Below are 13,028 nucleotides of genomic sequence, written 5' to 3'. Positions count from 1 at the left end.
TCCTCGGGAAGACAGCGGGCTAGCGGGAGGTGCCGAGCGCCGCGAGGGCCGCCGCCATCACCTGCTTGAGGGGAACCCCCGCGGCCTCGGCCACCTGGCGGCAGTCCTCGAACTCCGGGTGGGCGTTGAGCACCTCGCCCTGGCGCAGGCCGCGCTTCACCCGCACCCGGCCCCAGGGCGTCTCCACCTCCACCCAGTCGCGCTCGAGCGCCCGGCGCTCCACGGCGTAGGAGCGCACGCCCAGCGTGGTGGACTCGCGCAGGAGCAGGTCCGTCACCGAGTCCTTCACCCCGCCCTCCACCAGGACACTCAGCACGTGGCCCGGCCGCGCCTTCTTCATCGTCGCGGGGACGACCCAGGCGTCCAGCGCGCCGCGCACCAGCACGTGCTCCAGCAGGTAGCCGAGCAGTTGCGGCGTGCAGTCGTCCAGGTTGGCCTCCAGCACCCAGAGCCCCTCGGCCCGCGCCTCGGCCCGGCCGAGCGACGCGCGCAGCACGTTGGGCCGGTCGCGGAAGTCCTTCGTGCCCACGCCATAGCCGATGCGCTCGGTGATGAAGTCCGGCGGCGGCGGGCCGATGTGGGCGAGCACCTTGAGCAGGGCCGCGCCCGTGGGCGTCGTCAGCTCGCCCACGCCCTCGAAGCGCACGGGCAGGTCGCGCAGCAGCTCCAGCGTGGCGGGCACCGGGATGGGCATGTTGCCGTGGGCCACGCGGATGGTGCCGCTGCCCAGCGGTGGCGGCGCCGCGTACACCTCCGGGTCGCCCAGGAGCTCCAGCACCACCGCCGCGCCGCAGATGTCCACGATGGAGTCCACCGCGCCCACCTCGTGGAAGTGGATGTCGTCGATGGACACGCCGTGCACCTTGGCCTCGGCCTCGCCGATGGCGCGGAACACCGCCAGCGCCCGCTCCTTGGCCCGGGCCGGCAGGGAGGGCGCCGCCTCGATGAGCTGGCGGATGTCCGCGTAGGCCCGGTGGGGGTGCGCCTCGCGCTCGTCGAGCACCACGTCCAGGTGGGTGCCGCTGATGGCGTGGCGCACCGCGCGCTTCACCGCCAGCTTCCAGCCCGGCACACCGAGCCCCGACAGCGCCTGCGTCAGCGCCTCCGGCGAGAGGCCCAGGTCCACGCCGGCCGCGAGGAACATGTCCCCGGCGATGCCGCCCACGGGCTCCAGGTAGAGGACCTTGCGCATGGCCTAACGCTGCCCCTTGGTGCGGGAGATGAGCGCCGCGTAGAAGCCGCCGCCAAAGCCATTGTCGATGTTCATGGTGGCCACGTTGGAGGCGCACGAGTTGACCATGGCCAGCAGCGCGGACACGCCGCCGAAGTTGGCCCCGTAGCCCACGGACGTCGGCACCGCCACCACGGGGATGCCCACCAGGCCGCCCACCGCGCTCGCCAGCGCCCCCTCCATGCCCGCCACCACCACGGCCGCGTGCGCGGATTGAATCTCCTCGCGCCGCCGCAAGAGCCGGTGGATGCCCGCCACGCCCACGTCGTACACCCGGTTCACCGTGGCGCCCATGGCCTCCGCGGTGAGCGCGGCCTCCTCGGCCACGGGGATGTCGCTCGTGCCCGCCGTCACCACCGCCACCCGGCCCGCCTTGGGCTTGCCCTGCTTCACGTGGAAGATGCGCGCCACGGCGTGGTACTCGCCCTTGGGGTGGGCCTTGAGCAGCGCCTCGGCCTTGTCCGGCTGCAGCCGCGTCACCAGCACCGGCTGCTTCACCTCCATCAGCTTGCCCACGATGCCGAGCAGCTGCTCCACCGTCTTCGGCTCGCCCAGCACCACTTCCGGGAAGCCGAAGCGCAGGCTGCGGTGCGTGTCCAGGGTCGCATAGCCCAGCTCGGCGAAGGGCAGGTCCTTGAGTTGCCCCACGGCGGCATCCACGGAAACCTTGCCGCCCTTCACCTGCTCGAGCAGTCGGGTGAGCGTCTTCTCGTCCATGGGCGCACGTCTACTCCACTCCGGAGGGCGCCGCACGCGACAAGCGGCCCCAGGGCCGAAACGACGAGGGCCCCGGACGCGTGCCCGGGGCCCCCGTGTCACCTACCGCACCCCGCCGTTACGCACGGCGGCGCGAGCGCAGGAGGCCCCCCAGCAGCAGCGCGAGGCCCGCGACGGAGCCCCCGCCCGAGCCGGCGCAGCCCCCGCAACCACCCTGGCCCGGCTCCTCGCCCGTCGGCGGCGTCACCGGCGCGCCCGCGTCGGGCACCGGCGTGGTCCCCGCGTCGGCACCCGGCGGCGTGCCCGCATCCGGGCCCGGCTCCGTGCCGCCGTCGTCCTCACCCGGCGAGCCCGCGTCCACGTCGGTCCCGGCGTCCGCCTCGGAGCCACCGTCCACGGGCGTCCCGGCGTCCGAGCCCGGACCCGGCCCCGCGTCGATGCCGCCGTCCGTGCCCGTGCCGCCGTCCGTGCCCGTGCCGCCGTCCGTGGGCATCCCGGCGTCCGAGCCCGGACCCGGCCCCGCGTCGATGCCGCCATCCATGTCCGGCGTCCCCGCGTCCACCGGGGGCGTGTAGGGGTTCATGAACACCGCCGTGGTACGCGCCGGCACGACGAAGTCACCCGACGCCTGGAAGTACGCGTCCTGCAGGGCGATGTCCGACGAGTCGCGCTGCACCGGGTGCAGCTCCATGTCGCGGCCCGCGTAGTCGTCGATGCGGTACACGTGCGACTCGGTGGTGGCGTTGAAGACGATGACGGCGTCCGTGAAGCCGTCGGTGGCGTCCGCGTTCTGGATGTTCATCACCAGCAGGCCCGGAATCTGGGACGGGCCGGTGTTGAAGAAGCGCACGTGCGCCTGGATGTCGGCGGCGGTGCGCAGACGGAACAGGGACGCGCTCTTGCGGATGCGCAGCAGCTCGCCGAAGTGCTCCAGGGAGCGCTGGATGTGGGCCGGACCGGGCTTGAGCGCCGCGTTGCCGAGCAGCGTGCGCATCGCGGGCCAGTTGTCCTTGTTGTCCCCTTCCGGCGGCAGGCCCACGCCCCAGTTGTTCGACGCGTAGGTGAAGTCGAGCTTGTTGAACCAGTCGCCCGAGTTGTAGCTGTTGCGGTCCAGCGACTTGGAGCGCAGCAGCTCGTCACCGGCGTGGAAGAACGGGATGCCCTGCGCGAGCGCCGTCAGGCTCAACCCCATGTTGTGCATGCGCACGCGCGTGTCCATGGACGCCGCGGCGGGCGCCTTGAACTGCACGGCGTCGAACAGCGTCTCGTTGTCGTGCGCGGAGACGTAGGTGATGACCTCCTGCGGATCCAGGGTGTAGCCAGCGGGCTGGCCGTTGTAGTCCACCTCGGCGCCCGTCACGACCGTGCCGTTCCTGTCGGTGAACGTGTAGTCGCGCAGGTTGCCGGCCAGACCCACGCGGATCTGATCCATGTGGTGCAGCAGCCGCTGGCGCTGGTCCTCGGCGCTGCCCGAGGTGGACGAATTGGGGTCGGTCCACAGGCCGCTGATGAAGCCCTGCTCCTGCAGCCCGCTGAAGGGGCCACCGCCGCGGGCCGCGTCGCGCAGCCGGTCGCTGAACGTGCCGATGCCGGTGCCGGCCATGTTGAGCTGGGTGGCGTTGGTGCCCCGGGCGCCGTTGGCCACCTCGCCGAAGTCCCAGCCCTCGCCGTAGAGGTAGATCTTCGAGCCGTCCACGCCGTCCTTCGCCACGGTGAGCGCGGCGAGCCGGGCCTGGACCTTGAGCAGGTTGGCCTTCATGTGGTGGCCCATCAGGTCGAAGCGGAAGCCGTCCACCTTGTAGTGCTTCGCCCACGTGACGAGCGAGTCCACCATGAGCTTCTCGAACATGGCGTGCTCGGAGGCCGTGTTCTGGCAGCAGGTGCTGGTCTCCACGTTGCCGTCGGCGTTGAGGCGCTGGTAGTAGCCGGGCACGATCCGGTCGAGCACCGACTTGTCCGCCTGACCGCCGAAGGCCGTGTGGTTGTAGACCACGTCCATCACCACGCGCAGGCCGCTGTCCGACAGCGCCTTCACCATCTGACGGAACTCGAGGATGCGCGCGTTGCCGTTGGGGTTCACCGCGTAGCTGCCCTCGGGCACGGTGTAGTGGTACGGGTCGTAGCCCCAGTTGAAGCCATCCTGGTCCTTCACCGCGTTGACCGCCGCCTGCTGCATGTCGGAGTCCGGCGCGTAGGAGCCCAGGTCGCCCGAGGGCTCCTGCTGCTGGGTGCGGTCCTCCTCGATGGTGGCGATGTCGAACGCGGGCAGCAGGTGCACGTGGGTGAGGCCCTTGGCGGCCAGGCCCCGCAGGTGCTTCATGCCGTTGGACTCGGACTCGGCGAAGGCCAGGAAGGTGCCGCGCCGGGCGGCGGGCACCGTGGCGTCCTGGATGCTGAAGTCGCGCACGTGCAGCTCGTAGAGGACGATGTCCTCGGGTGCCGCGAGCGCGGGCTTGGCGAACGACGTCCAGCCCGCGGGCGCGAGCGCCGCGTCCGCCAGGTCCACCACCTGGCTGCGTCGGCTGTTCAGCGACAGGCTCAGGGAGTACGGGTCCGTCACCTCGTTCTTCACCACGGCCTTGAGGGCCGGCACGTACACCTCGACCTCGTAGGTGTAGTAGCTGTTCTTGATGAGCGTGCCGCCCACCACGCTCCAGACGCCCGTGGCGGCATCGAGCGTCATCGGCGTCGGGGTGAAGGTCGACGTCGTGTCGGTGGTGTACTGGCGCAGCACCACCCGGCGGGCGGTGGGCGCCCACAGCCGGAAGGTGGGCACGTTGCCGTTCCACACGACGCCCAGGGCCGTGTCATTGGCGTAGAGCTCGTCCAGCACGCCGGGCATCTGCACGCCCGCGGCGTCCAGCAGGTTCCCGTCGGCGTTCACCGCAGTGAGCGCCACCTGGCCCTTGAGGATGTCCTTCACCTTGATGAGGTCCGCGTCCCCGATCCGGAACACGGGCTTGCCCGCCAGGTGGGGGAACTTCTCGCGGATCAGCGTGGGCAGGCCCGCCGGCTCGCGCGTGAGCGCGAGGGACTGTCCGCCGGTGATGCCCGTGGGACCGAGCGCCATGGCGCCCGTGGGGTCGTGGTGCAGCGAGAAGGTCGCCGTCGCGGGAATCGTCCCCGAGGGCTCCCACACCAGCAGTTCCGGGGACACCCAGTGCGCGCGGCGCAGTTGGATGTCGCCCTTGGGCGCGCCCACCACCTCGATGGTCACCATGTGCGAGACGGAATCATAGGTGAAGATCACGGGCAGACCGTTGGACGGCACCGAGAAGCCGAGGTTGGGACCATTCCGCGCGCCCCCCGCGCCGTAGTTCTCGTCCCAGTTCTCGTTGAGGGCGACCTTGCCCTCGTAGCTGCCCGCGGGCAGCGACGTGGTGGAGAAGGTGTAGATGCCATCCCCGTCCGGATCCTTCAGCCACGAGCCCAGACAATCCGGCTGCCAGTCCCCGGGACAACCCAGCTCACTCTGGAAGCTGCCCGGCGCCACGGCGATGACCGCGTTGTACCGGGTGGTGATCCAGTGCGACCGCTCGTCGTAGTAGAACTTCACCGTGGCCGGCGCAGTGAGGTTCAGCGTGAACGCGGCCCCGTCCTTGGCACCCCCCTGGCCGTAGACGGACGTGACGCCCCCTTCCGTCACGGAAGCCTGGAAGGTGTAGGTGCCCTCCTCCAGCGGGAACGAGCCCTGCCAGGCGTTGTCCCCCGGGTCGAAGGTGAGCGCGGAGCACGGCGTGCTCGAGGGACACACGGAGCCGACGAGCGACACGTTCGAGGGCGCCGCGAGCGCGCTGCCCGCCGAGGCGAACACGAGCGCGCCCAGCAGCGCCCGCGCCCGGCGTCGTCCGAGAGGTGGAGAGGAGAGAATCATGGGGACTCACTTGTCGGGGGGAAACCCTCGCGGCGCGGACCCCGTCCTCCGGGGACACGGAAACACCGTGAGGTCCTCTCGCGTATAGCAGACGCGCCCCACCCCTTCACCTGAGGCCACTGGCACGCGGCGGGCGAGCGCTGTTAAGCCTTCCGCCATGCCGCGCTTCTCCCCCTCGCGCCTCCTGCCCCTGGTCGCCTTGACGTCGTGCGTCACCGGCCCCTCGACCCCCACCGACAGCCCGCCCGCGCCCCGAGTGGAACTCGCCGCACCCGCGGGCGACCTCTGGTACCAGCACGCCGTCTTCTACGAGGTCTTCGTGCGCAGCTTCCAGGACTCCAACGGGGACGGGAAGGGCGACCTGGCGGGCCTCATCTCGCGCCTGGATTACCTCAATGACGGGGATCCGAGCACCACGTCCGACCTGGGCGTGGACGCCCTGTGGCTCATGCCCGTGTTCGAGTCGCCGAGCTACCACGGCTACGACACGACGAACTACGAGCGCATCAACCCGGATTACGGCACCAACGCGGACTTCGAGCGGCTGTGCGCCGAGGCCCACCGCCGGGGCATGCGTGTCATCGTGGACCTGGTCATCAACCACACGAGCACCCAGCACCCGTGGTTCCAGGAGGCCGCCGCCTCGCCCGACTCCCCCCGGCGGGACTGGTACCTGTGGAGCGCGACGGACCCGGGTTGGAAGCAGCCCTGGGACGTGTTCGCGCAGGGCTCGACGTGGCACGCACTCCAGGGCGCGTACTACTACGGCGTCTTCTGGGGCGGCATGCCGGACCTCAACATGCGCACCCCCGCGGTGAGAGAGGAGGCCAAACGCCTGGCCACCTTCTGGCTCGACAAGGGGGTGGACGGCTTCCGGCTGGACGCCGTGCGCTACCTCATCGAGACGGGCGGCGGCCTCACCGGCCAGGCCGACACGGCCGAGTCCCACGCCTTCTGGAAGGAGTTCGCCGCGCACGTGCGCAGCGTGAAGCCGGACGCCGCCCTGGTGGGCGAGGCCTGGACGACCACGCCCCTCATCGCTCCGTATTACGGCTCCACGGCCCAGGTGCCCCAGGGCGACGAGCTGCCGCTCAACTTCAACTTCCCGCTCGCCGAGGAGATCATCAAGGCGGCGCGCACGAGCAGCGGCGCCGGCATCGCCCTGAAGCTCGCGGAGATGCGCACGCGCTACCCCGTGGGGGTCGCCGACGCGCCCTTCCTCACCAACCACGACCATGTGCGCGTGGCCACGCAGCTCAACGGCTCGACGAGCCAGCTCACCACCGCGGCGTCGCTGCTGCTCACCCTGCCCGGCGCGCCCTTCCTCTACTACGGCGAGGAGCTGGGCCTGCTCAATGGCACCACGTCGAACGACGAGGCCAAGCGCACGCCCATGCCCTGGGACGCGAGCCCCGGAGGCGGCTTCACCAAGGGCACGCCCTGGTTCGGCTTCGCGCCGGGCCAGCGGACCACCCACGTGGCCGCGCAGACGGCGGCGCCCGGCTCGCTGCTCTCGCGCTACCGCGCGCTCATCCACGCCCGCCACGCCACGCCCGCCCTGGCGCGCGGCGGCCTCGTGCTGCTCACCTCCACCCAGACGCGCGACGCGACGCTGGCCTTCCTGCGCACCCACGAGGGCGAGCGCGTGCTCGTGGTGCACAACCTGGGGGACGCCAGCGCGAGCGCGGGGCCCTTCGAGCTGGAGGGCGACAGCGCCGAGCCGCTATTCCTGGACGCCGCCGTGAATGCCCCCGTGCGGGAAGGCGGCGCCTGGCGCGTCACCCTGCCCGCTCGGAGCCTGGGCGTCTGGCGCCTTCGGTAGCACGCCCCCCGGCCCCGAGCCCCCGCGGTGGCGCGCCGCCTGGGCGAAGAGCCGACGCACGAGGCGCCACAGCCCCGCGTGACTCGCGCGGGGATAGGGCGCCGGCGGGGGCATGAGCGTCGCGAGGCGCCGATGAGCCTCCCCCAGCGCGTGGTAGGGCAGCCCCGGCAACAGGTGGTGCAGGGCGTGGTAGCGCAGCCCCACCGGCGCCCAGAGCGCCGCCGTCCAGCCCGGTGGGGGCACGTTCACCGAGTCCAGGAACTGCGCCGTCATGCTCATGGGCGCGCCGTCGTTCTCCCACAGGTGGGCCACGAGCGTGCGCACCTGGTTGAGCAGGGCCACCGCGCTGGCCATGCCCAGCACCCCGCCCACCGTCGCGAGCGGCACGTGTCCGGTGAGCACGAGCACGACCACCGTCCAGGCCCAGAGCGAGCAGGCCAGCTCCAGCCCCCACCACTCGCGCGCGCGGGGCCCCTCGGGGAGCGGGCGGCGAAAACGCGTCTCGATGATCATCGACGAGGCGCGCTCCACCACCCCGCGTCGCAGGCCCGGCCAGAACCACGACACGGGCCCGAGCAGGGCGAAGCGCACGACCAGCAACAGCGGCGCGAGCGCCGACACGACGAGGAAGGCGAGCAGGAAGCCGGGCCGCATGTGGGCGAGCGGCAGGTACTCGGGATCCCGCGCGGTGCCGTAGCGCGAGGGCACGTGGTGGAGGTTGTGCACGCCCTCGTACAAGAACGAGGGCAGCAGGAGCGGCACGCCGATGAGCGCGTTCCATGCCCACCAGAACCCCGGCACGGCGTTGGCCTTGAGGTGGGTGAGCTCGTGGATGAAGCTGACCCCACGGTACAGGCCGAGCACGCCCACCACGCCCGCGCCCAGCCGCACGCCGAGCGCCAGGGGGCTCAGCGCCAGGAACATGCCGGTGTAGCCCACGGCCACGGACAGCAGCAGATCCGTCCAGTAGAGGACCGGGCGCGCCTGGTGCAGCTCCCGCGTCAGTCGGCCAGCCGTTCGCGCGAGATGTTCATCGAGTTCTTCGGCGGAGAAGGCGGTCATGCCTCGCGCCTGTACCAGGAGTACCCGCGCGCCGGAACTCCAGTGAGGCGCTCACGCGCGGCGACGACACATTCCGAACCCCGCGCGGACATCAGGGTTTTTCATGCGGACTCTCAGGCTCTGAGCGCTCGGGAATCGGCACCACGGCGGGCCAGGGCGGCAGCGCGGGGCCGAGCACGTCTTCCTGTCGCACGCCCTCGGGAACCACCAGGTCCACCACGGGTGACTGCGCGCCGCCGCCCACGCGGCCCCCGCCGAAGCGCTCCTGTGACACGCCCGGCGCAATCCCCATCACCGCCACGCCGCGCTCCGCGGGCGTCGTCACGCCGCCGAGGAACGCGGGCAGCGCCACGCGCTGGTTGAGCGTGGCGCCCGTCACCGCCACCGCGTAGCCCCACGAGGCCCGGGCCGGTCCGCCCAGGAAGGCCTCGGGCACCACGAAGGACACGGTGGCGCCCGCCACCCGCACCCGCGTGGGGAAGAAGACGCGCGTGTCCAGCCGCTGCTCCACCTCGGCCTCCACGGCCTTCACCGCGGCCTCGCCCAGCGAGCCCTGGGTGCGTTGGGCCTCGACGAGGGCCGCCTCGCGCCACAGCTTGCGCAGCATGTCGCGCGCCTCGTAGGGGCGCGGCGTGAGGATGAGCGCCTTCTCCCACGCGCTGTCCGGCGCGAGCACCAACTGGCGGCCCGGCAGCGTGTCCGTGCTCCCCGAGCCCTCGCGCCGATCCTGGTCCACGTACACGTCCAGGTTGAAGGTGTAGAAGCCCAGCCGCGCCTGGTCCGCGAGCGTGGTGCCCGCCGCGTCCACCGTGCGGCGCCAGGGCGCGACGATGGGCCGCGCGAAGGTGGCCTCGAAGCGCGTGCCCCCCTGCTCCGGCCAGACGCGCAGGGACAAGAGGTCCAGCGAGCCGCGCGGCATGTCCTCACGCAGCGGGTAGCTCAGCTGACCATCCCCGTGGTCATCGCCCCGGGGGTCTTCGAGGACGAAGAGAGGCGTGCTCGCGCGGGTGCCTCGGCAGGCACACGCCAGGACGGCGAGCAGGAGCAACGGCGGGAGACGGGCGGACATGACGGCGGCACTCCTTGGGCGCGGCGAACGGACATGAAGAGGGCCCGGCCCCACGCGACTGGCGTGCGGACCGGGCCCCGGGATGCGACGGGAGACGAACGGCTAGAACTGCGCCTTCATGAAGGCCTTGAGGCGCGCCTGGGTGAAGTGGCGCGTCTCCAGGCTGTTCCAGCCACCGTAGCGGTTGGAGAAGCCCAGCGAGCCCACCGGCACCTCGGAGGTCTTGGCGATGGCCTCGTCCGCGCGCTGCGGCACGTAGCCGGTGCCGAAGTCCGGGGTGAAGGTGCCGAAGAGGTACTGGCCCTCGAGACCGAACTCCACGCCGGCCAGGATGTACTTGGCCTTGACCGACACCAGGTTCTTGTCGTGCTTGCCCGACACCATCTCGTGCAGGTTGTACGACTGGAAGGCCGTGTTGCCGTCCTGCAGGTTGGCCAGGAACTTGGTGTAGCTCAGCGAGGCGTAGAAGTCGTCGCTGAACTGGTAGCCCGCGCCCAGGTTGAAGCTCGTGTAGTTGAGCGTGCGGTCGTCATCCGAGATGTCGTTGAACGGCTTGAAGGCGAAGCCCTCGCCGCCCGCGACCAGCCCCGGGTTGCTGTAGTAGTCGCCCGTGGAGAACTTGCCCTCGGGGTCGTAGTAGCGCTTGGTGTCCGCGCAGGGCGCCGAGCCGTCCGTGGGGCAGGCCCCGTCCTCGAAGGGCAGGTACTTGCGGTTGTTCAGGCGCTTGTCGGTCTCGTGGATGTACTTGACCTTGCCGAACACATCCACGCCCTTGCCGAAGTCCAGCACGTAGCGGGCCTTGAGCACGGCGATCTGCGTGCGCTTGTCCTGGAAGGGCTGGTAGGCGGAGCGGAAGTTGTGCAGCACGCCCGAGTCCAGCTCGGCGCCGGGGTAGAGCGTGTCGGTGATGGACCGGGTGTCATCCCCCCAGGCCTGCCAGTTGGTGTTGTAGGTGATGAACGAGTACTCGCCCGCGATGTCCAGCGCGCCGTTGGTGTACACCGGGTTGAGCGTCACGCCCTTCCAGCCGATGACCGTCTGGGCCATGGGCTCGTCGAAGTCGGTGAACTCGTTGTCCACGTTGATCGTGGCCACCTGCTGGGTCTCGTTCGTCCAGCCGCCATAGCCGATGACGGCGGGGTTGCCCGCGAAGACACCGTACTTGCGGTTGTTGGGGCCCGGGAAGGCGAAGGTGCCGTCGGTGCCCTCGGTGAGCAGCACGTCGGACTCACGGCGGGCGGCCATGAGCGCCACGTAGTCCGAGCCGATGCTGAACGCCTGGGCGTTGAGCGACAGGCCAATGTCCAGCGGGTCGCTCAGCGACACGTCCAGCTTCCACGTGTTGTCCACGTGCTTGCCCACCGGCACCGGCGAGGTGCCGTTCAGGCCAAAGCTCTTGGGCACGAAGCGCGGATCATCGGGGTCGGTGCCGAAGTAGTTCGAGTTCTCGGCATGGGCGTAGGAGCGGAAGAAGGAGCCGCGGATGTCCACGCCAGCATCGGTGTGGAAGCCCGCCTTGAGGCCGCCCACGCCGTTGCGGAAGCGCGGGTAGAGGTCCCGGCCGTTGTCCGGATTGGTGTCCGTGATGCTCAGCTCGTTGTCGCGGGCGTACTGGAAGATGCCCCCGACGTCGAACATGTCATTGACGGCGTAGCGCGTCTGGAAGACGTAGGAGGCGTCCGTGGCGTGGTAGTCGCCCGTCTTGAAGCCCGGGCCCGCCCACAAGCGCGGCAGCGCGATGGCCGCCGTGTCCCACGTCAGGCGGCGCTCGAAGGACGAGCCCTGCACCAGCAGGCCCGCCGCGTTGTCGCGATCGATGTAGCGGATGCGGCCCACGATGAAGGGATCGAACTGGCCGAAGTCGTTCGCGCCAATCGTCGCCGAGTCGATGAGGTAGCCGGGCGTGAGCGTGACGGCCATGCCGCGCAGCTTGATGTACTGGTTGGAGCGCGGATCGAACTCGCCGCAGTCGCCCGCGACGCACGGCTCCGACCTGGGACCGAAGCCGCCGAAGTTCGTCCAGAAGTTCTGGCTGAAGCGGCTGTGGATGCGGCCGCGCACCTCGACCTGGCTGGAGAGCCGGGCGTTGAGCAACAGCTCCAGCTCCGTGCCGACGCCGTTGTCACCGAAGCCCTCGCCGGGCACGGTGGTGAAGTTGTAGAGCGACCCCTGGAGGCGCTGACTGCCGGCGAGCCACTTGGTGTAGGTGGTGCCGCCGATCTGGAGGCGGGGGGCCTCCTGGGCGAGCACGGGCACTGCGGGCAACACGATGGCGGTGGCGGCCAGGGCGGCGGCGCCCTTCCGCATGGACTTGATCTTCATGTGGGTGATTCCCCTCCGTTGAAACAACCGGACCGGGGCGCGGCTGCGCCCCGGTCAACGGCGATGCGCGATGCCGTGAACTACTTCTTCTCCGCCGGAGCCGCCTCGCCCACCATGGTGAGCGTGGCCGCCTTCTTGGCCGTGCCATCCTCGGCGCACTCGTAGGCGAGCATGTCGTACTGGGCCTGGGCCTCGGACGCGTCGCCCTTGCCGGCGCCCGCGAGCACGTCCATCACGTGCGGATCGCAGTCGCCGTCCGTGCCGCCGCCAAAGCGGTGCTGGCCCTCGTACTCGTTGACCTTGCGCGTGAGCAGATCATTGCCGGAGGGGAAGCCCTCGCTGGACTGCACGACCACCTGGTAGCGCCACTGCGAGGGCTCGCCCTGCAGGCCCGAGGCGTCGAAGGAGGCGGTGATCTTGCGGCCCGAGCCCTTCACGCGCGAGGGGACGATGATGTTGTCCTTCTGGGCGCTGGCCTTGTTGCCCACCTCGGCCTTCACGCGCGAGGCGTCCTGGGGCGAGATGATGATGGCCTTGTCCCAGGCGTGCGCGGGCGCGAACTTCACGTTCAGGCCGGGCAGGCCGTCAGTGGAGCCGCTGCCTTCCTTCCCGTCCGTGTCGATGAAGACGAAGATCATCTGCACGGAGAAGCCCGCGCCCATCTTCCAGGGGTTCTCCAGGCTCGTGTTCAGCCCGATGGTGAGCTCGCCCTTGTCGCCCTTCTTCTCCAGGGAGAAGTCGGTCAGGTCGAACGAGCCGCGCTTGTAGACGGGGTCGGTGGGGTACGTGTACTTGCCCGGGCCCTTGTCATCCCCGGAGGGGTCCTTGAAGGACACCTTGTTGGCGGCCAGGGCGGGGGCGCCCAGCAGCGCGGCGGCGAGCGTGAACAGCGCGAGACGTGAGGTCTTCATCTGCGACTTCTCCTTCGGGG

8 protein-coding genes are annotated in these 13,028 nt (G+C 70.6%); 1 reads left to right on the top strand and 7 read right to left on the bottom strand.

What is annotated here, in order from left to right; all coding sequences use genetic code 11:
* Nucleotides 1–19 precede the first annotated feature (19 nt).
* From larC to pulA, 3 genes are all read right to left on the bottom strand, one after another.
* On the bottom strand, nucleotides 20–1,192 hold the full coding sequence (gene larC / locus I3V78_RS06895; RefSeq protein ID WP_204485517.1) for a nickel pincer cofactor biosynthesis protein LarC: 1,173 nt from the start codon (nucleotides 1,190–1,192) through the stop codon (nucleotides 20–22).
* A 3-nt stretch (nucleotides 1,193–1,195) separates the two neighbouring features.
* The gene (larB, locus tag I3V78_RS06890) at nucleotides 1,196–1,948 is read right to left on the bottom strand and encodes a nickel pincer cofactor biosynthesis protein LarB (protein WP_204485516.1); all 753 of its coding nucleotides are present in this window, start codon (nucleotides 1,946–1,948) and stop codon (nucleotides 1,196–1,198) included.
* Nucleotides 1,949–2,066: 118 nt separating this feature from the next.
* The gene (gene pulA, locus I3V78_RS06885; RefSeq protein ID WP_204485515.1) at nucleotides 2,067–5,822 is read right to left on the bottom strand and encodes a pullulanase-type alpha-1,6-glucosidase; all 3,756 of its coding nucleotides are present in this window, start codon (nucleotides 5,820–5,822) and stop codon (nucleotides 2,067–2,069) included.
* A gap of 157 nt (nucleotides 5,823–5,979) precedes the next feature.
* Between pulA and I3V78_RS06880 the strand changes: the two genes are divergently transcribed.
* On the top strand, nucleotides 5,980–7,644 hold the full coding sequence (locus I3V78_RS06880; protein ID WP_204485514.1) for an alpha-amylase family glycosyl hydrolase: 1,665 nt from the start codon (nucleotides 5,980–5,982) through the stop codon (nucleotides 7,642–7,644).
* On the opposite strand, the gene I3V78_RS06875 is transcribed toward I3V78_RS06880, so the two are convergent.
* From I3V78_RS06875 to I3V78_RS06860, 4 genes are all read right to left on the bottom strand, one after another.
* A complete protein-coding gene (locus I3V78_RS06875) occupies nucleotides 7,546–8,706 on the bottom strand; it encodes a fatty acid desaturase family protein (protein ID WP_204485513.1) in 1,161 nt (386 codons plus the stop codon). The genes I3V78_RS06880 and I3V78_RS06875 overlap by 99 nt on opposite strands.
* 91 nt (nucleotides 8,707–8,797) lie before the next feature.
* The gene (locus I3V78_RS06870; RefSeq protein WP_204485512.1) at nucleotides 8,798–9,775 is read right to left on the bottom strand and encodes a glucodextranase DOMON-like domain-containing protein; all 978 of its coding nucleotides are present in this window, start codon (nucleotides 9,773–9,775) and stop codon (nucleotides 8,798–8,800) included.
* Nucleotides 9,776–9,877: 102 nt separating this feature from the next.
* A complete protein-coding gene (locus tag I3V78_RS06865) occupies nucleotides 9,878–12,097 on the bottom strand; it encodes a hypothetical protein (protein WP_204485511.1) in 2,220 nt (739 codons plus the stop codon).
* Nucleotides 12,098–12,177: 80 nt separating this feature from the next.
* Complete coding sequence (locus tag I3V78_RS06860) at nucleotides 12,178–13,008, bottom strand: glucodextranase DOMON-like domain-containing protein (RefSeq protein WP_204485510.1); 831 nt, start codon at nucleotides 13,006–13,008, stop codon at nucleotides 12,178–12,180.
* Nucleotides 13,009–13,028: the final 20 nt, after the last annotated feature.

This window comes from Archangium primigenium (assembly GCF_016904885.1).
Lineage (GTDB): Bacteria > Myxococcota > Myxococcia > Myxococcales > Myxococcaceae > Cystobacter > Cystobacter primigenius.
The sequence above is the reverse complement of the archived record's forward strand: the minus strand, read 5'-3'. Positions and strand labels throughout refer to the sequence as shown.